At 71.0% G+C, this 20,323-nt stretch carries 20 protein-coding genes; 13 read left to right on the forward strand and 7 right to left on the reverse strand.

What is annotated here, in order from left to right:
* Positions 1–126 precede the first annotated feature (126 nt).
* Both VM306_RS27805 and VM306_RS27810 read right to left on the reverse strand, forming a co-directional pair.
* Positions 127–2,547, reverse strand: coding sequence for an ATP-binding SpoIIE family protein phosphatase (locus VM306_RS27805; protein WP_325520320.1), 2,421 nt, complete (start codon positions 2,545–2,547; stop codon positions 127–129).
* Entirely contained in the window at positions 2,544–2,897 is a 354-nt protein-coding gene (locus VM306_RS27810) for an STAS domain-containing protein (protein ID WP_325520322.1), read from the reverse strand. Before VM306_RS27810 ends, VM306_RS27805 begins: the two co-directional genes overlap by 4 nt.
* Before the next feature lie 249 nt (positions 2,898–3,146).
* Here VM306_RS27810 and VM306_RS27815 point away from each other — a divergent pair, with 249 nt between their 5' ends.
* A complete protein-coding gene (locus VM306_RS27815) occupies positions 3,147–3,689 on the forward strand; it encodes an SRPBCC family protein (protein WP_325520324.1) in 543 nt (180 codons plus the stop codon).
* Positions 3,686–4,861, forward strand: coding sequence for a zinc-dependent alcohol dehydrogenase (locus VM306_RS27820; protein ID WP_325520326.1), 1,176 nt, complete (start codon positions 3,686–3,688; stop codon positions 4,859–4,861). The genes VM306_RS27815 and VM306_RS27820 overlap by 4 nt, the downstream gene beginning before the upstream one ends.
* 278 nt (positions 4,862–5,139) lie before the next feature.
* On the opposite strand, the gene VM306_RS27825 is transcribed toward VM306_RS27820, so the two are convergent.
* From VM306_RS27825 to VM306_RS27840, 4 genes are all read right to left on the reverse strand, one after another.
* Complete coding sequence (locus VM306_RS27825) at positions 5,140–5,997, reverse strand: SAM-dependent methyltransferase (RefSeq protein ID WP_325520328.1); 858 nt, start codon at positions 5,995–5,997, stop codon at positions 5,140–5,142.
* A 39-nt stretch (positions 5,998–6,036) separates the two neighbouring features.
* Positions 6,037–6,471: an RICIN domain-containing protein gene (locus VM306_RS27830; protein WP_325520330.1), complete on the reverse strand. Its 435-nt coding sequence runs from the start codon at positions 6,469–6,471 to the stop codon at positions 6,037–6,039.
* A gap of 68 nt (positions 6,472–6,539) precedes the next feature.
* Positions 6,540–7,028, reverse strand: coding sequence for a ricin-type beta-trefoil lectin domain protein (locus VM306_RS27835; protein ID WP_325520332.1), 489 nt, complete (start codon positions 7,026–7,028; stop codon positions 6,540–6,542).
* Positions 7,029–7,134: 106 nt separating this feature from the next.
* Positions 7,135–8,403, reverse strand: a complete 1,269-nt coding sequence (locus VM306_RS27840; RefSeq protein ID WP_325520334.1) for a glucuronoxylanase — start codon at positions 8,401–8,403, stop codon at positions 7,135–7,137.
* Positions 8,404–8,700: 297 nt separating this feature from the next.
* Here VM306_RS27840 and VM306_RS27845 point away from each other — a divergent pair, with 297 nt between their 5' ends.
* Positions 8,701–9,555 (forward strand): tetratricopeptide repeat protein, encoded by an 855-nt coding sequence (locus VM306_RS27845; protein ID WP_325520336.1) that lies wholly within the window; start codon positions 8,701–8,703, stop codon positions 9,553–9,555.
* Positions 9,556–9,567: 12 nt separating this feature from the next.
* On the opposite strand, the gene VM306_RS27850 is transcribed toward VM306_RS27845, so the two are convergent.
* The gene (locus VM306_RS27850; RefSeq protein ID WP_325520337.1) at positions 9,568–10,800 is read right to left on the reverse strand and encodes a PP2C family protein-serine/threonine phosphatase; all 1,233 of its coding nucleotides are present in this window, start codon (positions 10,798–10,800) and stop codon (positions 9,568–9,570) included.
* A gap of 284 nt (positions 10,801–11,084) precedes the next feature.
* Between VM306_RS27850 and VM306_RS27855 the strand changes: the two genes are divergently transcribed.
* The 10 genes from VM306_RS27855 to VM306_RS27900 form a co-directional block, all read left to right on the forward strand.
* Positions 11,085–12,233: an AI-2E family transporter gene (locus VM306_RS27855; RefSeq protein ID WP_325520339.1), complete on the forward strand. Its 1,149-nt coding sequence runs from the start codon at positions 11,085–11,087 to the stop codon at positions 12,231–12,233.
* A gap of 170 nt (positions 12,234–12,403) precedes the next feature.
* Positions 12,404–12,592, forward strand: coding sequence for a hypothetical protein (locus tag VM306_RS27860; RefSeq protein ID WP_325520341.1), 189 nt, complete (start codon positions 12,404–12,406; stop codon positions 12,590–12,592).
* Positions 12,592–12,903, forward strand: a complete 312-nt coding sequence (locus VM306_RS27865; protein ID WP_325520343.1) for a hypothetical protein — start codon at positions 12,592–12,594, stop codon at positions 12,901–12,903. Before VM306_RS27860 ends, VM306_RS27865 begins: the two co-directional genes overlap by 1 nt.
* Before the next feature lie 196 nt (positions 12,904–13,099).
* Entirely contained in the window at positions 13,100–14,350 is a 1,251-nt protein-coding gene (locus VM306_RS27870; RefSeq protein WP_325520345.1) for an ATP-grasp domain-containing protein, read from the forward strand.
* Positions 14,347–15,141 (forward strand): Rossmann-like domain-containing protein, encoded by a 795-nt coding sequence (locus VM306_RS27875; protein ID WP_325520347.1) that lies wholly within the window; start codon positions 14,347–14,349, stop codon positions 15,139–15,141. The genes VM306_RS27870 and VM306_RS27875 overlap by 4 nt, the downstream gene beginning before the upstream one ends.
* On the forward strand, positions 15,138–16,196 hold the full coding sequence (locus VM306_RS27880; RefSeq protein WP_325520349.1) for a PLP-dependent cysteine synthase family protein: 1,059 nt from the start codon (positions 15,138–15,140) through the stop codon (positions 16,194–16,196). Before VM306_RS27875 ends, VM306_RS27880 begins: the two co-directional genes overlap by 4 nt.
* On the forward strand, positions 16,193–17,221 hold the full coding sequence (locus VM306_RS27885; protein WP_325520351.1) for a dipeptide epimerase: 1,029 nt from the start codon (positions 16,193–16,195) through the stop codon (positions 17,219–17,221). Before VM306_RS27880 ends, VM306_RS27885 begins: the two co-directional genes overlap by 4 nt.
* Positions 17,218–18,390: an MFS transporter gene (locus VM306_RS27890; protein ID WP_325520353.1), complete on the forward strand. Its 1,173-nt coding sequence runs from the start codon at positions 17,218–17,220 to the stop codon at positions 18,388–18,390. Before VM306_RS27885 ends, VM306_RS27890 begins: the two co-directional genes overlap by 4 nt.
* The gene (locus VM306_RS27895; protein WP_325520355.1) at positions 18,387–19,193 is read left to right on the forward strand and encodes a class I SAM-dependent methyltransferase; all 807 of its coding nucleotides are present in this window, start codon (positions 18,387–18,389) and stop codon (positions 19,191–19,193) included. Before VM306_RS27890 ends, VM306_RS27895 begins: the two co-directional genes overlap by 4 nt.
* Positions 19,184–20,323, forward strand: a 1,140-nt coding sequence (locus VM306_RS27900; RefSeq protein ID WP_325520357.1) for an ABC transporter substrate-binding protein, incomplete at its 3' end; no start/stop codon positions are given. The genes VM306_RS27895 and VM306_RS27900, both read left to right, overlap by 10 nt.

Here is a 20,323-nt window from a genome sequence, read left to right on the forward strand (position 1 = left end):
TCCCCTGCGGCGCGACCGCCGTCCTCACCGCCGGTCCGACGCGACACGGCACCCGGCCGTCGACGCGCCTCCGGCGCACAAGATACCCGCTACCGGGGACGACCTGCGCAGGTGGAACCGGCGGGGTCACGACGTTCCTCGCTGCCCCGGGGCGCGCGTCGTCGTGATCTCGGCCCAGACGACCTTGCCGTCCTCGGTGGCGCGGGTGCCCCACCGGGTGGCGAACGCGTCGACCAGGACCAGACCGCGGTGCCGTTCGCTCCGCGGGTCCGCGGTGAACAGGCGGGGCCCCGAGATGCCGTGGTCGGCGACGTCGATGAACAGCAGGGAGTTCTCGCGCTGCAGGCGCAGCATGACGGGGCGGTCGGCGTGCTGGACCGCGTTGGCCACCAGCTCGCTGGCCACGGTGAGCGCCGCGTCGCGCATCTCGGCCAGGTTCCACCTGACCAGCTGCTCGGTGACGAAGGCGCGGGCCTGGGACGCGACGGCCGGACCGGCCTCCAGCGGCAGGGAGGCCACCTGACGGGTCGCCTCCAGCCGGTGCACGTGCAACAGCGCGACGTCGTCGTCGTGGCGCCCGGCGGTGAGGCGGTCGATGAGCTTGTCGCAGGCGACCTGGAGGTCCAGGTCGGGCGGCAGAGCGCGGATCTCGGCCAGCAGGGCGTCGATGCCCGTGCTGAGGTCGCGGACGCGGCTCTCGACCAGACCGTCGGTGTAGAGGGTCAGCCGCGCACCGACCGGGAACGACGTCTGCCGCTGCCGGAACGCCTCGCCGACGCCCAGCGGCATCCCCAGGCCCTCACCGATCAGCTCCGTCGTGCCGTCGGGGTGCGTCAGCACCGCCGGCAGGTGACCGGCGCTGGCGTAGGTCAGGGTGTCGTCCGCGGGGTCGTGCACGGCGTAGAAGCAGGTGATGAACGTGGCTCTGGGGGTGACGCCCGCCAGTGCCGACGCCTGGCGCAGCACGTCGGAAGGGGGCAGGTCCAGCAGCGCGTAGGAGCGCACGGCGGTGCGCATCTGCCCCATCACGGCCGCCGCGGTCACACCCCGGCCCACGACGTCGCCCACGACGAACGCGGTGCGTCCGGCGGGCAGTTCGAGCACGTCGAACCAGTCCCCGCCGACCTCGGAGCCGGTGGCCGCCGGCAGGTAGCGGGACGCGATGGCCAGACCGTTCACGTGCGGCACCGTGGGCAGCATGCTGTGGGTGAGCTCGGTCGCCGTCGAGCGCTGGCGGTCGAACAGGCGGGCGTTGTCCAGGGCGATCGCCGCGTAACCGGCGATGCCCTCGGCGAGCTGCTCGTGCCGCTCGGTGAACCGCCCGGTCTCGTGGTGGCCGAAGAAGAACCCGCCCAGCACCTCCCGCGACGACGGTGAGACCACCGGTACGGCCAGGTAGCTGCGCACCGGGAGGTGCCCCGGTGGCATGCCGCCATAGGGGTCGTTGCGGCCGTAGCGCGAATCCCGGGTGATGTCGTCGGAGCGGACCGTGCCCTCGCCGTTGAAGGTGACGGAGAAGACGTCGGTGTTGCGGGGCATGGGGAAGCGCTCGAACGCCGACCTGGGCACGCCCGACAGCGTGTACAGGGTGTAGGACTCGCCGTACTGGTCGACGAGGTTGTAGAAGAACGCGCCGAACTCCGCCCCGGTGGCCTTGGTCGCGGCGTCCGTGGCGTCCTGGACGAGGGTGTCGAGGTGCAGCTGCGAGGTCAGCCGGCGGCCGACGACCTGCAGCGTGTCGACCAGCTCTGCTTCGGCCCGCAGCCGGTGGACCGTGTTCTCGAGGTCGGCCGCCTGGTCGCGGGAGGTGTCCTCCAGCACGCGGAGGTGGTCGAGCAGGGCGTCGCGCTGAGCAGCCACGTCGACCTTGCCGCGTCCCGGCAGGGGGTGGGTCAGCAGCCCGGTGCGCACGCTGACGGCCACCGACCGGAACAGCTCCGCGGTCTGCGAGGAGATCGGCACGCTCGCCGGCAGCACCACGCAGAACAGGCCGCCGTCCGGCAGTGCGCCACCGAACGCCAGCACGGAGCGGACGCCGTGGGCCCGGACGAAGCCCTGGTCCGGGACGTGGTCGCTGCCGTCGGCGTCGGGGACGAGGAAGACACCGCACCGCTCCCCCGTCTCCGTCAGGCCGAGCGCGTCGGCCATCGGCGTCGCGGCAGCGGCTTCGGCCGACGTCGGCGCGACCGCACCGGGTACGCGGCGCGCAGCCGGTGCGCACTCCATCCCGGAGCCGGCTTCCAGCACCAGGCACCACGTGTCCGGATCGACGTCGTCCGGCTCGGTTTCGCGTACGAACCGCTGGAGCGCTTCGGGCAACTCGGCGAAACGGCGGGTGGAGAACAACCCCGCCGACAGCACGGCCGACTCTCCGCGCTCGTCCGTGAAACAACCGCGCAGTCGTTCCACGACCGCGGTGGCGGCGGAAGCGAAGTCGTCGGCGCTCTCGGCCGCGGCGCGGAGTTCCGCGGTCAGCCGCACCACGTCCGACAGGCCGAACGAGGCGAAGCCGCCGTCCCCGGCATGCCGGGGAGAGGGGGTGTTCACCGGCCAGGACCGCCGAGCGCGTCGGGCACCTGCGGGTGGATCGTCAGCAGCTGGTCCAGCGAGGTGAGCGTGATCGCGGACCTGACCTGAGGCCGTAAGGCGGCCAGGTGCAGCGCGCCGCCCGCCGCCTGGGCGACCTTGTGCAACCTCACCAGCGCGCTGAGCGCACTGGAGTCGCAGAAGTCGAGCCCGGACAGGTCCAGCACCAGCGTCCGGCCCTGCGCCGCGAGCGGTTCGACCGTCTTCAGCATGCGGGGGGTCGTGCCGAAGTCGAGCTCGCCGACGACGGCCGCCACCGTGTCGGCACCGCGGTCGTGAACACCGATCTCCAACGGCAGGTCCTCGCTCATCCTCGCCTCTTTTCGTTCGCGAACCCGCCCAACGTACCCGCACGGCCAGAACCGAACGGAGCATCCACCTCGATGCGCAGGTCCTGGCCCCGCAGCGGCCGATGGCGGGTTAGGCGGCATTTCGACGGGTAGTTCGGTTCGAGGAGACGCCCCTGCTCCGGGCGACGCGGCGGACCGGCCGGGCTCGGGACACCGTGGCGGGCGGTCGGCTCCGTGCCGGTGGTGCGGGGCACACGCGAAGGAGAACCCATGGAGTTGACGGCCAGCACCACCATTCGCAAACCCGTGTCGGAGGTGTTCGCGTTCTGGCGCGACCTGGAGAACCTCCCGACGTTCATGGCGCACGTCGAGGACATCCGCCCCACCGGCGACCGGACGAGCCACTGGGTCGCCAGCGCCCCGTTCGGCCAGAACGTCGAGTGGGACGCGGAGATCACCGACGAACTGCCCTCCGAGAAGATCGCGTGGCGGTCGACCGGTGACGCCGACGTGCCCAACGCCGGCACGGTCCGGTTCGTGCAGGCCCCGGACGGTGTGAGCACCGAGATCCACGTCGGCATGGTGTACGAGATCCCGGGCGGCGCGATCGGCAAGGCGGTCGCCCAGTACTTCGGCGAGGAACCGCACCAGCAGCTCGACGACGACCTGCGCCGGCTCAAGCAGGTGCTGGAGACCGGCGAGGTCGTCCGGTCCGACGGAGCCCCGTGGGGCAAGCGGGCGCGCGAGGAGTTCCCGCAGCGCCCGGCGCAGCCGCTGTCGGACGCCGAACTGGAGAAGGGAGCGGACGCGTGAGGGCGACCACCTGGGCGGGCCGCAACAAGGTCGAGGTCCGCGACGTGCCGGACCCGAGGATCCTGAACGCCCGCGACGCCATCGTCCGGATCACCTCCACCGCGATCTGCGGCTCGGACCTGCACCTGGTCGACGGCTACGTGCCGACCATGCAGGACGGGGACGTCCTGGGCCACGAGTTCATGGGCGAGGTGGTCGAGGTCGGTCCCGGCGTCGACCCCGGCCGGCTGCGGGTCGGCGACCGGGTCGTCGTCCCGTTCCCGATCGCCTGCGGCGCGTGCGCGGCCTGCGCCGCGGAGCTGTACTCCTGCTGCGAGAACTCCAACCCGAACGCCGGGATCGCGGAGAAGATGTTCGGGCACCCGGTCGCGGGCATCTTCGGCTACTCGCACCTGACCGGCGGCTACGCGGGCGGTCAGGCGCAGTACGCGCGGGTGCCGTTCGCCGACGTCGGCCCGTTGAAGATCGAGTCGGACCTGACCGACGAGCAGGTGCTGTTCCTGTCCGACATCCTGCCCACCGGCTACATGGGTGCCGAGATGTGCGACATCCAGCCCACCGACGTGGTGGCGGTGTGGGGCGCCGGCCCGGTCGGCCAGCTGGCCATGGACAGCGCCAGGGTCCTCGGCGCCGCGAAGGTCATCGCCATCGACAAGGAGCCCTACCGGCTGCGGATGGCCGAACAGGCCGGCTACACGACCGTGAACTTCGACGAGGTCGACGTGCGCTCCCGGCTGCTGGAGCTGACCGGCGGCCGCGGACCGGACAAGTGCATCGACGCGGTAGGCCTGGAGGCCACGCACGGCAGCGCGCTCATCTCCGCCTACGACAGGGTCAAGCAAGCCGTGCGGTCGGAGACCGAACGCCCCCATGCGCTGCGCCAGGCGATCCTGTCGTGCCGCAGCGGCGGCATCGTCTCGGTGGTCGGCGTCTACGGCGGACTGCTGGACAAGTTCCCCGCCGGCGCGTGGATGAACCGGTCGCTGACGCTGCGGACCGGGCAGTGCCACGTCCAGCGCTACATGAAGCCGCTGCTGCAGCGCATCGAGCGCGGGGAGATCGATCCGACCCGGATCATCACCCACACCCTGCGGTTGGACGAGGCCGAACGCGGCTTCGAGATGTTCAAGAACAAGCAGGACGACTGCGAGAAGGTCGTCCTCAAACCCTGACGGCCGCCCGCGTCCGGCCACCGCGGCGAGCGAGCGCGGTGGCCGTACGCGGCGTTGCGCACCGCGTCGTCGCTCTCCAGCCGCGCCCAGGGCCCGGCCACGGATCGGCAAGCAGACCGAGCACAACGGTCTCCTGCACGCACCGTCCGGTAGCCCCGCACACCCCTGGGTGTTCGACCGAAATCTGATGATCAAACGCAGCACATCGTTTGCGGACAACGCATCGCACCGCCCAGATCAGCGGGAACCGACCGCCACAGCCTGCACCCGCGGCGTTCTCAGCGGCTCGCGCGCAGCATGCGGATCGCCTGCAACGCTGGGGACGGTTCACCGTCGAACGCCGCGGGCCCGCCGAGGTAACCGGCGATCAGGTCGGGAGCGGAGTGGTCCTCGACACCGGTGAACCCGAGGTCTCGCAACTGTGCGGAGAGACCGTCGGGAGTGAAGTAGCTGAACAGGGGTTCGCCGACGCCGGCCAGCCGATCGGCCCGTGCGCGCTGGTAGGCGCTTTCCGCCTCGGTGGTCGCGGACCGGAGGTAGTCGAGGACGACCTCGACCGGCCGGGCCTGACCGGCGATGTAGGCGAGGGTGGCGTGGGCGGCGTCCGGGGTCAGGTAGTAGACGACGCCCAGCCACACGAACACGGCCGGGTCCGTCCGCCTGAATCCGGCGGACTCCAGTTCCGTTGCCAGCGCTTGGGTTTCGAAGTCGACCGGCACGAAGGTCAGCGTCCCGGGGCTGTCGATCCCGGCGGTGGCGAGGCGCTCCCGCTTCCACGCCTGGGTGGCGGGGTGGTCGACCTCGAAGACGCGCAGGTCCCGCCGCGGGTTGCGGTAGGCGAAGGTGTCCAGGCCCGCGCCCAGGATCACGACCTGCCGCGCACCGGCTGCGACGGCCGCGGCCACGGCGTCCTCGGCGAAACGGGCCCTGGAGGCGAAGAACAGGCGGCGGTTCCGGTCTGTCACGGCGCCGCTGAGGCGATCGGTCGCAGCCAGTCCCGGCAGTTCTTCCGCGGTGTGGCCGAGCAGCCGTGCCGCGAGAGGGTCCGTGAAGATCCGTGGCTGGTCGGCGATCTGGTGGTAGGCGCGGGCATACGCGGTGACGAGCGCTGTCTGACTGGGTCCGCCGTTCTCCATGTCCACGACGCTACTCACTGGTTCCGCCGCGTCGGACTGTCAGAACTGCCAGGCCGTGCCGCGGGCGCAGGGGCCCACGCGGAGCCGTTCACCGTCGCCGCCGCCGTTCTGCAGACAGCCGCCAGTCGGCACGTGCACGATCCGCTTCGGTGTGCCCATGACGATCCTCCAGGTGGTCTGGCTCGTACAGCTCATGGTGAAGACCACACTGCCGTCGCTGGCGAGGCAGCGGCCGTCGCCGACGTTCTGGAACCTGCCGGGCGTGGTGGAGATGTCCCACTTCTGGGTGTCTGCGCCCGTGCAGTCGAGTGTGAGAACGGTGCTCGCGGCGTCAGCGGTCACACAGCGGCCGGTGACCGGGTGCTTGATGGTGGTGAGCGCGTCTTCCTGCGCGGTAGCCGCTCCGGGTGCGGCCAGCGCCAGCAGTGCGACCGACACTCCCGCACCAGCGAGCAAGCGCAACGTGGCTCTCACGGTCGACCTCCCCTCAGATGACAGGAAATGGGAGACGGGCCGCGCTGACGGCCCGTCCCAGTTCACGATCAGGCGAGCGTGCTCCACCGCGTGGCTACCGGGCACGACACCACGACGACGCGTTCCTGATAGAGGGGATAGCCGTGCATGCACAGGCCGGTCGGCACGTGCGTGAACTTCTTCGGCGAACCGGACGTGGTCGTCCAGTTGGCGGACGGAGACGTGCACGACGTGGTGAAGACGACGTTGCCGTCGGAACCGAGGCAACGCCCGTTGCCCACGTTCCTGAACCTGCCCGGCGTGTAGTTGTCCCACTTCTGGGTGTCCGTGCCGTCGCAGTACATGGTGTTCACCACGTCACCAGGCCAGGCGTCCACGCAGAAGTTGTGGTCGCTCGCGTACAAGAACCGCGACACGGACGCGGCGCCGACCTCGCCCTGCGTTGCACTGTCAGTGCCGGCAGCTCCCGCGGCCTGCCCCCCGAGCAGCAGCGTCGCGGCGAAGGCCACCACCGCCCCGGCGCCGACGAGCCTGCGGGCAATTCCCCTGAGTTCCATTCTCGTTCCCCCCTATGAATCGTTGGTCTGGGAGAAGCTAAGAAGGACGCGCCACACGGCGCCTACACGGCTTCTACAGCGGGCCTTGTTCCAGGCCCGACGGCCTTCAGTTCAGGACGAACGTCCTGATGCTGCGGGCGGGCAGCTGAGCGTTGAAGGACCCGTTCGACACGGTGAAGTCGTTGTAGTGCGCGAGGGTCGCGCTCGCGCTCGTCAGCCAGGTCGAGACCGTCGCGGAACCGGTGTCCCGGATGGTGAACACGTGGTCCACCGGCGACGCGTTCTTGTTGACGGCGACGATCACGATCCTGGCACCGCTCTTGAACGCCGAGATGTAGACGTTCGACTGCGGGTTCGCGGTCGCGGTGATCCGCGAGTAACCGGGACGGACCCACTTCGAGAAGTGCGCCATGCTGGCGCCGCGCTTGCTGATCTGCCCGTCCTCGCGCATCGGACCGTAGGAGCGGCGGATGTACCACCACACGTAGGTCTGGAACCGGCCGTCCACCAACGCGCGGTGGACGTGCTCGCCCACGTCGAGCGCCTGCGGCCACAGGTCGGCGGAGTCGCTGCTGTTCGGGTGGTAGACCTCGGTCATCCACAGCTCTTTGCCGGCGCCCTTCTGCCGGAAGAGCGGGTAGGGGAAGTCCGCGGGCTGGGTGCCGTAGAGGTGCGCGCCGATGATGTCCACGTTCGCCAGCGCGGCGGCGTCGTTCAGGATGGGGTCGGAGAGGTTCTTGCGGTATTGGAACGATTCGGGGGCGATGACCCTGGTGTTGATCGCGCCCGCGTTCTCACGCAGGAACCTGACGATCTCGCCGGCGTTCCACGCCGTCCATTCCTGCGCGTAGTCCGGCTCGTTCTGGACCGAGATCCCGTACAGATTCGCTCCGTTGTTCGCCATGAACGCGACGAAGTCGTTCAGATGCTGCGCATAGGCGCCGTAGGAGTCGTAACGCAGCCGCTTGCCGCCGGAGAAGGTCTCGGTCATCGAGGCGGGCGGGTTCCACGGCGAGGCGATGACCTTGGCCCCGAGCTCGACCGCGCGCCTGGCCGTGGCGACCTCGCGGCTCCAGTTGGCCCGGTCCTCGTGGACGGGGATGCGCAGCACGGTGAACCCCAGCTGCCCCGCGCCGTTGCCGAACGCCGTGTCGCGTTGAGCGGCGGTGAGATCGCTGATCCAGACGGTGTGGTTCATACCGCCGAAGCCCAGGATCGTCTGCTGCACGTTCGACGGCTCGACGACCACCGAGGTGGCCGCCGCCGCAGGTGTCCCCGCCGCCAGCACCGGTAGCGCGGCGCCCGCCGCCAGCAACGTCCGCCGGCGCACGGGCTGCGGGTTCGCGATTTCGGAGTGGTCTCGACGTGCCGTCATGGCATCTCCACGAAGTCGTTTATGGGAGCGCTCCCAGCGTTTATTCCTAACAGCGCTCACGTGTCACCGTCAAGCCGGCCACTAATCGAATTCGTCGAACATGTCGAACAATGGGAATTCGACAAAGACCGAAAGGTGAGCGAGCAACCCGGCGCAGCGCCGAGCAAGGTCTACTCCCGCCACCACAGGTTTTCTCGATCCGGTGGCACATGCCTGCCGAGCCAGCCGTTTTGCGGCCCTGCGAGAGCCGGGACCATCCGCACATGGGCTAGCCTTCGCACAGATTGAGGTGACCTGATGAGTGAGCCTGACCTAGGCCCGTTGAGCCGTCACGGCTCTGAATTGCTCGACGACAGCACCGACCAGGCGCCGCACGAGCGGGCGATCGAAGTGCTCGAACAGGCCGTCGCGGCGGGCGAACCCGCTGCCGCCCGGCTGCTGGCCCGCGGATACCTCGACCAGGGCCGGCTGATCGAGGCGCAGGAACTGCTCGAGCCCCTGGTCGCGGCCGGACGTGACGACCTCGCGGACGTGCTGGCCGACGTGCTCGCCGACCTCGACCTGACCGGGGACGCGGAGCGCGCGTACCTGGTGGCCGTCGCCGCGGGTGACAGCAAGGCGATGAACAACTTCGCGTTGTTCCTGGCCGAGCAGGGCCGCTTCGACGAGGCGGTGGAGATGTTCGAGCGTGCGGTCGCACTGGGCGACACGCTGGCGCCGGCGAACCTGACCCGTACGCATCTGCACGACCGGCATGACGTCGCCGGCGCGCTCGCCGTGGCCGAGCAGCACCTCGACAAGGCCAGGCCGACGACATACTGCGCGCTCGCGGAGGTCTACGCCGAGCTCGGACGCCTGAACGAAGCCGAGCAGCTGTTGCGCACAGCCATCGACCTGGACGCGCAGCAAGCGCACATCGACTACGCCAAGTTCCTGCACCTCCGCCGGAACGACCTGGTGGCCTCCGAGCGCGAGTACCGGCTGGCGGAGGAGATCGGCGAGCCTGCCGCCGGGTACCACCTCGGCGCGTTCCTGCTCGAGCACGGCGACGACGACGAAGCCGCCGACGTGCTCGAACGCGCCGCCTCGTGGGGTGACCTCGACGCTCGACGGCTGCTGGACAGCGAGTTCGAACTCGTCACCGATTCGTGAACGGTCGCACGTTCAGCTGAACATGCGAGTCGGACGCGACGGCGAGGCGGAGTCCGTGTCGGCGCCGTTGTCCGCCTGGCGTTCGGTGCGGCCGATCCCGTGCCAGTCCAGGCAGAGCACGGTGGCGTCGTCCTGGAGATGGTCGCGGTAAGCGCGCCTCACGGCCCTGGTCGCCGCCCGCACCACCTCCCTGGGGTGCAGCGCTTCGGTGCTGCGGAGCAGCGCGGGGAGGTCGACGGCTTCGGCGTCGCGTTCGTACATGCCGTCGGTGAGCAGTATCAGCCGGTCTCCGGGGCGCAGGTCCAGCCGTTGCTCCCGGTAGGTGTGCGGTTTGACGCCGAAGAGCAGGTCGACCTCCAGTTCGAGCTCCTCCACCACGCCATCGCGCAGCAGCAGGGGTGCGGGGTGGCCCGCGTTGACCAGTTCGACCGCTCCGTCGCGCAGATCCACCCGCACCAGCAGTCCGGTCGCCATCCACCCCAGGCGGTGGTCCAGCAGGGCGTCGTTGGCCTGCTGAGCCTGCTCCGCCAGGCCGTCGCCTGCCCGGCGGGCCCTGCGCAGCGCGCCGACCAGCAGAGTCGCCGTCATCGCCGAGCCCACGTCGTGGCCGACGGCATCGGTCATCGACAGGTGCAGGATGTCGCGGTCCAGGGCGTAGTCGTACGTGTCGCCACCGATGTCGTGGGCCGGCACCAGAGCGCCGGCCACGGTGAACTGGGCAGCCTCGCAGCAGGACGCCGTCGGCAGCAGCTGGTGCTGGATCTCCGCGGCCAGGCTCATCGTCGTCGTGCGCCGGCCGGTGTGGTAGAGATCGGTGAAGCGGCGATCGGTGACTATGACGTAGGCCAAGGCGTGCGCCGCCTCCCCCAGCTGCGCCAGCACCTCGTCGTCGAGCGCGGGCACGGTCACCTCCAGCACCCCGACGCAGTCGCCGCGGTTGGTCACCGGCAGCACCACCCGCACCCCGCCGGCGTCCTGCCCCTGCCAGGGCCGTTGGGTGCGCAGCACCTCTTCGTAGACGCTGTCCCGCAGATCAACGCTGTTCGCGCCGCCCTCGCCGAGACCCCACGTGGTCGAAGCCAGCCGCACGAGCCGCTCGTCGGCGACGTCGATCAACAGGAACGACACGTCGACGGCCTCGAACCGCTTCGCCAGGTCCCGCGCCACGACCTCGACCGACTCCACCGGCGGCGCGCTCTCGGCTGCCGCCAGCACGTCACCCGGTCGCAACACATCGCCATTCACGGGCAACCTCCGAGCAGTTGGGGTCACCCTAGCCACATTCGCCGAACAGGTTGAACTCGGCCGAGAGGTGAGTTCCACAACTTCCTGCCCACCTGGGCACGTCAAGACCTCGGGCGGAACCCGGACCCGGCCGGGACCGGAGTACGGCATGATCAGTCTCACCTGCTCGATAGGGTTGACGACCGGCGTGGCGGGAAGTCCCGGCAGAGACAGGCGGACACCTGTCCACTCACCGATGATCCCAGATCCCGGCGTCGGCGACCGGCACCGGAGGTAGGAACGTTGTGAGCACCAACCCGCCTGAACGAAGCCCGATCCCGGCCGTGCTGCGGACCAGCGCGGCGTTGAGCTGGCGCTTTCTCGTCGTGGTCGCGGCGCTCTACGTCGTCGGCTACATCTTCGGCAAGCTGGCGGCGCTCGTCGTGCCGCTCGCGATCGCGCTGCTGCTGGCCGCCCTGCTCGCACCGGCCGTCGCCTTCCTGATGGCGCACCGGGTGCCCCGGGGTCTCGCCACCGTGCTGGTGCTGGTCAGCGGACTGCTCCTGCTCGGCGGGATGCTCACCTTCGTCGTGATGACCTTCGTCAACGGCCTGCCGGACCTGGCGGCACAGCTGACCCGCAGCATCGACACGATCTCCGATTGGCTCGTCAACGGCCCGCTGCACCTGAGCGAGACGCAGCTGCGCGACTACGCCGCCCAAATCGGGAAGACCTTGCAGGACAACCAGACCGGCATCACGACGGGTGCCATCACCACCGCCGCGACGGTCGGCGAGATCCTCACCGAGATGCTGCTGGTGCTGTTCGCGCTCGCGTTCCTCCTCTACGACGGGCCCGGGATCTGGCAGTTCCTCATCCGCGTCGTTCCCGGCGGACCGCGCAGGCGGGTCGACGTGGCGGGCAGGCGCAGTCTCGCCGCACTGGTCAGCTACGTCCGCGCCACCGGAGCGGTCGCGGTGGTGGACGCGGTCGGCATCGGCATCGGACTGGCCGTGCTGCGCGTTCCCCTGGCGATCCCGCTGGCGGCGCTGGTGTTCATCTGCGCGTTCGTCCCGATCTTCGGCGCGGTGGTGGCCGGTGCCGTGGCCGTCCTCATCGCGCTCGTCGCGAACGGTCCCCTGACCGCGGTGATCGTCCTGGTCATCGTCATCGCGGTGAACCAGCTGGAAAGCCACATCCTGCAACCGTTCCTGCTGGGACGGGCGGTGAAGCTGCACCCGCTGGCGGTGGTGCTGGCCATCGCGTCCGGGCTCCTGGTCGCGGGCATCGCGGGCGCACTGCTCGCCGTTCCCCTGCTGGCGGTGCTCAACTCCGCGATCCGCTCCCTGCGCAGCGAAGCCGACGAACACGTGTCACCCGCCGACGTGCACACCAGCCAGCCCGACGAGTCCGGACCGGACGAACCCGGCCTGGACACCGAAGCCGACAAGTGAGACTGGACTTCCCTGCGCCTGACAGGTCGGACACCACCAGGTCTCACGGCCGTGGGAGGTGAGGTCGGCCGGACGGAACGCGATCGGTGTGGCACAACGCAGACACGGACGTCGTGCCCTCCCGTACACCCGATGCCGGGGCGTGGGTCTGCCGGTCGTGTTCTGAGCCGGTGGCGAAGCGCGGATGCCGGACGTCACTGTGGACGATCGACGAACCGGCGGTGGCGGTGTCGAGGCGCGCCGCGATCCGCGCCACGCCGTCTCCCTCCGCCATCGCCCATCCTCACCCGGACCGGCCGGCGCGGCAGGCCGAGGCCACGTCCTGCGCCGGACGTCCCACCGGTGCGACCCTGATGTGATGGCCGAGCCGGAGCACACGCCAGACGGGCACTTCGTGGTGATCAACGGACGGCGGTGGCGGGCCACCGACCCCGAGATCCCGCCCGAGCCCGCGGCACGGCTGCGCAGCCTGCTGATGGCGGCTCGCCGGGACATCAGCGCCGCCCACCGCGCTCAAGACGCCGAGGCGGAACGGGGCGCTCGCGCACGGGTCCACCTCGCGAAGACGGCTCTCGGCGAGCGCGGCACCCCGTGGTGGGAACAGACGGCGAGCGAACGGCGGCAACGCTGGCAGCACGGCCTGGACGCACTGGACCATCACGACACCTGACCGTGCGGGCTCATCGTCTTCACGGACAGAGCCCTGCCTTGTGACGGGCGACGACCACGCTGCCGCTCCCCCTCGGCGTCGCGGGCCGCGAGCGCGCTGAACCACTTCCCGGGAGGGCGGTGCCGAACCGATATCGACAATGATTACCATGTTCTCCAGGTTCGGCCGCACGGCTCGCGACCGAGGAGGAGGACTGGTGGGTCACCTGTTGATGATCGAGAGCTGGGTCGGTGCCATGAGCTCGTTGCTGCCCAGGGCGGTCAACGAGTCAGGGCATCGCTTCACGTTCCTGACCCGCGATCTGCACCACTACCTGCGCGCGGCTCCCTCGCACCCGCACCCGCTGCTGGCGGCGGACAACGTGCTGACGGCGGAGACCAACGACGTGCCCGCCCTGCTCGGCCACGTGGAGCGGCTGCACGGGGTCCTGCGCTTCGACGGCGTGATCTCGTCCTGCGACTACTACCTGCCGACCGTCGCGCGGGTCGCCGCGCACCTGGGTCTGCCCGGCCCTGATCCACTCGCCGTCGAACGGGCCTGTCGCAAGGACCTCACCCGCACCGCCCTGCGCGAGGCGGGTGTTCCCGGCCCTCGCTTCGCGCTCGCCGACGACTGGCCCGCGCTGGCCGAGGTCGCCGCAGGGCTCGGTTATCCGCTGGTCGTCAAGCCGGTCGACCTGTGCGCCGGGATGCACGTGCGCAAGGTGGCCGACGAGTCGGAACTGCGCGAGGCGTTCGCCGCGATGGAGGCGTTCCCCGTCAACGCCCGCAACCAGCCCAGGGTGCGGACCGTGCTGGTGGAGGAGCTGCTGACCGGGCAGGAGGTCAGTGTCGAGACCGTCACGGTGGACGGGGCGACGCACGTCGTCGGCGTCACCGACAAGAGCATCGCGGGCGACCCGTGGTTCGTGGAGAGCGGGCACATGTTCCCCGCCGACCTGCCCACCGCCGAGGCCGAGGCGGTCGCCGTCGCCGCGATCGAGGCGCTGGGCCTGGACCGCGGCGTCGCGCACACCGAGGTCAAGCTGACCCCGGACGGCCCGAAGCTCGTCGAGGTCAACCCGCGCCCCGCCGGCAACCAGATCACCGAGCTGGTCCGCCGTGTCACCGGCATCGACCTGCCCGCCGCGTACGCGCAGCTGGCCGTCGGTGAACGACCGGACCTGAGCCCGGCGGACACCGGTGTGCGCAGCGCCGCGATCTCGTTCGTCCTGCCTGAACGCTCGGGGCTGGTCGCCGCCGTCCGCGGCGCCGAGGCGCTCGGCACCACACCGGGCGTCGTCGACTGGTCGATCAAGCGGCCCGGCCACCGGGCAGGCGACCCGACCAGCAACAACAGCTACCTGGGCCACGTCGTGGTGACCGACCCGGCCGGTCTCGGCGCCCGTGCGCGGGCCGAGCAGGTCGTGAGCGGCCTGTCCGTCGACTACGCCGAGGTGTCCGCGTGACGCTCACCGACCTGGTCGAGCTCGTCCGGGACGGCGGGCTGGGATCCGATCCGGCGACGTGCACCGTGTCCGTCGGGTTCACCACCAGACAGGGCGCACGGCACGCCACGCGCGGGCAGTCGTACCGCAACACCGTGGTCAGCCTGCGCGTGGAGGAGGCGGTGGGCTCCTGCGCGGTGGAGGACATCGCTGACGACGAGGTGCACAGCTGCGTCGGAGCGACGGTGCGAGAGCTGCTCGGCCACCCGAACCTCGCCATCCGCACCGCCGCACTCGACGCGTATCTGGCGCACGCCCGCCCGCATCACCTGTCCGCCACCAAGTCCGTCACCGTCGGCCCCGGCAGTTCCCTGGCCAAGTCCATGGCCAGGGCCGAAGCCGTCGTGGACCTGCTGGCCCCCGCGCCGGGCGACAGGGTGCTGGTGGTCGGCGTGGTCAACTCGCTGCTGCACCACCTGCGAGAACGAGGCGCGACCTACGTGCCGTGCGACCTCAAGGGCGGCCACACCGAGTGGGACGAGCCGATCGCCACGGACGCGGAGACCGCGCTCGACGGTTGTGACCTCGTGCTGGCCTCGGGGATGACGGTCGGCAACGGCACGTTCGAACCGCTGCTGCGTCGCGCCGCCGACGCGGGCAAGCCGGTGGTCCTGTTCGCGCAGACGGCCAGCGCGGTGCTGCCGTGGTTCATCGGCAGCGGAGTGCGTGCCGTGTCAGCCGAGCCGTATCCGTTCTTCTGGCTCGACGGCGGTCCTACGACGATCCACCACTACACGGAGCGCCCGTCGTGACAGTCCCCCGCCAGAACCGGCACCTGCTCGGTCTTCTCGGCCAGAGCCCGGTCGCCCGCATCGACGCGCCATTACCCCATCGGCACGGAGGGTTCTGGGCCAAGCTCGAGTGCCTGAGCGCCGGCGGCATGAAGGCGCGCGGTGCCGTGTCCATGCTGCGCGCCGCTCGCGAACGCGGCGAGCTCCGCCCCGGTGCGGTGGTCGTGGAGTCGACCAGCGGCACGCTCGGCCTCGGCCTCGCGTTCGCCTGCCAGGCCTTCGGCCACCCGGTGGTCCTGGTGGTGGACAGCGAGCTGGAGCCGTCGATGCGCGCCCTGTTGCGCGCGCACGGCGCCCGGCTGGAGGTGGTGGACCGGCCGCACCCGGTCGGTGGCTGGCAGCAGGCGCGCTTGGACCGGCTCCGAGCCGTGCTGCGCGAGTACCCCGACGTCTACTGGCCAGACCAGTACAACAACCCGGACAACCCCGGCGGGTACGCGGAGCTGGCCAGGGAACTGGTGGAGCAGCTCGATCCCGTCGACGTGCTGGTGTGCAGCGTGGGCACCGGCGGGCACAGCGCCGGCGTCGTCCGCGAGCTGCGCCGGTACTGGCCGGGAGTGCGGTTGATCGGCGTGGACGCGGTCGGCTCCACGATCTTCGGGCAGCCCGCGCGGCCCAGGGTGATGCGCGGGCTGGGCAGCAGCATCCACCCCCACAACGTCGCCTACGCCGAGTTCGACGAGGTCCACTGGCTGGGCCCGGTCGAGGTGGTGGACGCCTGCCGCAGGCTTGCCAGGGACGCCTTCGTCACGGGCGGCTGGAGCAGCGGCGCCGTCGCGCTGGTCGCCGCGTGGGTGGCCAGGGTCGAACCCGGCGCGGTGGTGGCGACCGTCTTCCCCGACGGCCCGCACCGCTACCTGGGCACGATCTTCGACGACGACTTCTGCCACGCCCGCGGTCTTCTCGGGCCTGCCGCAGACCGGCCGGTGGAGATCGGCGACCCGCAGGACGTCGAGGCGACGGGCTGGTCGCGGTCGCGGTCGATCGTCGCGCCGAGAGCGGCGGTGCTCGCGTGAGGATCGACTGGGAGGTCTACGGCCTCGAACTGGAGACGCCGCTGCGCATCTCGAGGTCGGTCATGTCCCGGCGGGACGCGGTGCGGGTCGTGGTGGAGCACGACGGGTCGCACGGCCACGGCGAAGTGGTGACCAGCACCTACTACCGGCTCGACGTGGAGACGATCACGTCGCTGCTGGACCGGCTGCGTCCTGTCCTGGGCGACGCGGACTCACCGAAGAGCGCGCTCGACGCCCTGCACGCGGACGCCACGATTCCGGAGGGGGTGCGCGGGGCGGTCGACGCGGCACTGCACGACCTGATCGGCCTGCGCGGCGGCGTTCCGGTGCACGCCCTGACCGGCGTCCCGCGGTGGCGCGACACCCCGACCGCCTACACGATCGGCATCACCGCGCCGGACGACGCGGCGGTCCGGGCGCGTGCGCTGGCCGGGCGAGGGTTCTCCGTGCTCAAGGTCAAGGCGGGGGCCGATCCGGAACGGGACGTCGCCGCGGTCGCCGCGGTCAGGGCGGCCGTGCCGGACGCCCGGCTGGTGCTCGACCCCAACGGCGGCTGGAGCCCGGACGAGACGGTGCGGGTGGTCGACCGGATCACCGCCGCCGGTGCCGTGCTCGACGCCGTGGAACAGCCGATCCCGCCAGGAGACCCGGACGCGCTGGCGTGGATCCGCGAGCGGTGCCCGGCACCGCTGGTCGCCGACGAGGACGCGGCCACGGTCGCCGACGTGCGCAAGCTGGCGGGCGCGGTGGACGGCGTCAACGTCAAGCTCGCCAAGTGCGGTGGACTGCGGCCGGCGCTGGAGATCATCTCAGCCGCCCGCGAGGCCGGACTGGACGTGATGCTCGGCTGTCTGGTCGCCAGTTCGCTCGGCATCGCGCCCGCCGTCCACCTCGCAGGGCACGCCCGGTGGGTCGATCTCGACGGGCACCTGCTGCTGGCCCACGACCCGTGGTCGGGCATCGGCGGTGAGGACGGCACCCTGCGGCTGTCCGGGGCGCCGGGCCTGGGTGTGGTGCGCCGATGAGCCGGCTCGCGGTGCCGGTGCGGCTGCTGCTGGTCAACCAGTTCGCCGTGAACACCGGCTTCTACCTGCTCATCCCCTACCTCGCCGTGCACCTGGGCGGCCTGGGCATGTCCGCCGCCGTGATCGGCGTGGTGCTCGGGGTGCGGACGCTGAGCCAGCAGGGTTTGTTCCTCCTGGGCGGCACGGCGTCGGACCGGCTGGGACCGCGGACCGTCATCCTCGCCGGCTGCGGACTGCGGGCGGTGGGGTTCGGGCTGTTCGCGATCGGCGACTCGCTCACCGTGGTGCTCGCCGCGTCGGCGCTCAGCGGGCTGGCCGGGGCGCTGTTCAACCCGGCGGTGCGGGCCTACATCGCGTTGGAGGCGGGTGAGGCGCGCACCGAGGCCTTCGCCCGGTTCAACGTCCACGCCCAGGCGGGCGCGTTGTTCGGGCCGGTGCTGGGCAGCGTGTTGCTGCTGTGGGACTTCCGGATCGCCGCGGTGGTGGCGGCCGGGATCTTCGCGGTGCTGACCGTCGCGCAGGCCGTCGCGCTGCCCGCGAGGCCGGCCACCCGCCGGGGCGGGACGGTGCTCGGCGACTGGCGCGAGTGCCTGGCGAACCGCCGGTTCGTGGCGTTCACCTGCGTGCTGAGCGGGATGTTCGTCCTGCAGAACCAGCTCTACCTGCTGCTGCCGATCCAGGCGCAGCAGGCCACCGGATCGGCGGGCGTGGTCGCCGCGCTGTTCATCGTGTCCACGGTCGCCACGCTGCTGTTCCAGGTCCGCATCACCCGCCTGCTGTCGGACCGGCCGCGAGGGCCGGTGATCGCGGCCGGCCTGGCCGTCATGGGCACGGGTTTCGTCGTTCCGGCGCTGTGGTCCGGGCTCGTGCCGGTGCTGGTGGCCACGCTCGCGCTGGCGGTCGGCGTGATGATCGCGAACCCCCTGGTCTACGACCTGATCCCGTCCTTCGGCCCGGAGAGCCTGGCGGGCACCCAGTTCGGCGTGTTCTACCTCGGCTCCGGGCTGGCGGCCGCGCTGGGCAACACCGCGATCGGCTGGGTGAGCGGGTTCGGTGACCGGCTCGCGTCCCTGCTGTGCGTCGCGATCGGACTCGTCAGCGCCGCGGGCGTCGCGTGGCTGCACCGCCGCGGCGCGCTCACACCACGACGGCAGGAGGCCGCCCGATGAACCTGCTCACCGACAACCCCGAGCTGTACGAGCACCAGTTCCCCGATCCCGGCCACGTCGCGGCCCGGTTCGTGCACGACGTCGTGACCCGGTTCGGCGGCGGACGGGACCTGCTCGACATCGGCTGCGGCACCGGCCGCGACGCGGGCTGGTTGTCCCGCAACGGTTACCGCGTCGCCGGGCTGGACAGCTCCCCCACCATGCTCGCGTACGTCCGCGAGCACCACCCGGCGGTCGCCGTGACGCTGGCCGACATGCGGTCCTTCGACCTCGATCGCCGCTTCGACGTCATCACGTGCCTGGACAGCGCGATGCTGTACTGCCACACCGGCGCCGACCTCGACGCGTTCCTGGAACGCTGCCGCGCGCACCTGGTGCCCGGCGGCCTGTTCGTCGCGGAGATGCGCAACGGCGCGTTCTTCCTTGGCAACACTGAACTTCTGGACGGCGTGCGCACGCGCTCGGTGACGTGGCGGGGCATCGAGTACACGTCGCACACGGAGCTGTGGATCGACCACGCGGCCCAGTTGCTGCGCCGTCGTCGTGCATGGGAGTGGGCGGAGCGCGCCGAACCGCTCGTGCAGCGGTCGGCCTGGCGGCTGCTGTTCCCCCAGGAACTGCGGCATCTGCTCGACCTGGCCGGGTTCGACGTCCTGGCCCTGTTCGACACGCCCGGCCCACGCACCGACCAGCCCTGGACCGCCGACGCCCCGCTGAGCGGTGCGCTGTCCGGCGACCGCCTCCACGTCGTGGCCCGCCTCCGCCGAGACGGGCACCATCGAAAGGAACCAGCATGTCCCTGAACCGCCGCGGTTTCCTCGGCCTCGCCACCGGCCTGACGGTCGTCACGCTCGCCGGATGCGGCAGCGGTGCCGCACCGGCCTCCTCCACGCCCCGCAGCGGCGGCAGGCTCCGCGCCGCCTTCGCGGGCGGCGGTGCCAAGGAGGTCCTCGACCCGCACCTGGCCAACCTGTTCGTCGAGGCCGCGCGGTCCAAGGCGATGTTCGACAAGCTCGCGGACCTCGGCGGCGACGTGTCGCCACAGCCGCGCCTGGCGGAGAAGTGGGAGCCCAGCGCGGATCTGACACGCTGGCGGATCACACTGCGCAAGGCGGTGTTCCACGACGGCAGACCGGTGCGCGCACAGGACGTGCTCGCCAGCTACGCGCGCATCCTCGACCCGAACCGCTCGTTCCGCGCCAAGTCGAGCCTCGCGCTGATCGACCTGCCGAACAGCCGCGCGGTCGACGACCGCACCGTGGAGTTCGCGCTGAAGCGGCCGTTCGTCGAGTTCCCCAACGCTCTCGCGGCGTTCGGCGCCTACATCGTGCCCGAGGGTGCCGAGGACTACACCTTGCCCGTCGGGTCGGGGGCGTTCAGCTTCGTGTCGTTCGAGCCGGGCAGGTCCGTGCTGCTCAAGCGCAACCCCGAGTACTGGGAGGGCGCGCCGCTGCTGGACGAGTTGGAGTTCGTGATCGCCAACGAGGAGTCGGCGCGCACCAACGCTCTGCTGGGCGGCCAGGTCGAGTACGCGCACGACCTGACCCCGACCACCGCGCGCAGCCACGCTTCCAGCGACCGGATGGCGATCCACCGCGCGCCCAACAGCGCCGTGCAGGCGTTCGCCATGAAGCTGGACCGGCCGCCGTTCGACAACCGCGACCTGCGTGAGGCGCTGTTCCTGCTCGCCGACCGGCCCCAGCTGGTGGAGTCGGTGCTCGCGGGCAGCGGCCAGGTCGGCAACGACCTGTTCGGCAAGGGCTACCAGCACTACGCCGCCGATCTCCCCCAGCGGGAACGTGATGTGGACAAGGCGAAGTCCCTCATCCGCAAGGCCGGCGCCGAAGGGCTGGTGGTCAAGCTCGACACCTCCACCGCCGCGGCCGGCATGGTCGAGGCGGCCACGGTGTTCGCCGACCAGGTCAAGGGTTCC

Source organism: Lentzea sp., from assembly GCF_035525475.1.
Classification (GTDB): domain Bacteria; phylum Actinomycetota; class Actinomycetes; order Mycobacteriales; family Pseudonocardiaceae; genus Lentzea.

Bases quoted from the DNA above. Each gene is read 5' to 3' on its own strand.
- VM306_RS27890 (WP_325520353.1), top strand. From the start codon at position 17,218: ATGAGCCGGCTCGCGGTGCCGGTGCGGCTGCTGCTGGTCAACCAGTTC.
- VM306_RS27815 (WP_325520324.1), top strand. From the start codon at position 3,147: ATGGAGTTGACGGCCAGCACCACCATTCGCAAACCCGTGTCGGAGGTG.
- VM306_RS27840 (WP_325520334.1), bottom strand. From the start codon at position 8,403: ATGACGGCACGTCGAGACCACTCCGAAATCGCGAACCCGCAGCCCGTG.
- VM306_RS27810 (WP_325520322.1), bottom strand. From the start codon at position 2,897: ATGAGCGAGGACCTGCCGTTGGAGATCGGTGTTCACGACCGCGGTGCC.
- VM306_RS27825 (WP_325520328.1), bottom strand. From the start codon at position 5,997: ATGGAGAACGGCGGACCCAGTCAGACAGCGCTCGTCACCGCGTATGCC.
- VM306_RS27835 (WP_325520332.1), bottom strand. From the start codon at position 7,028: ATGGAACTCAGGGGAATTGCCCGCAGGCTCGTCGGCGCCGGGGCGGTG.
- VM306_RS27845 (WP_325520336.1), top strand. From the start codon at position 8,701: ATGAGTGAGCCTGACCTAGGCCCGTTGAGCCGTCACGGCTCTGAATTG.
- VM306_RS27865 (WP_325520343.1), top strand. From the start codon at position 12,592: ATGGCCGAGCCGGAGCACACGCCAGACGGGCACTTCGTGGTGATCAAC.
- VM306_RS27895 (WP_325520355.1), top strand. From the start codon at position 18,387: ATGAACCTGCTCACCGACAACCCCGAGCTGTACGAGCACCAGTTCCCC.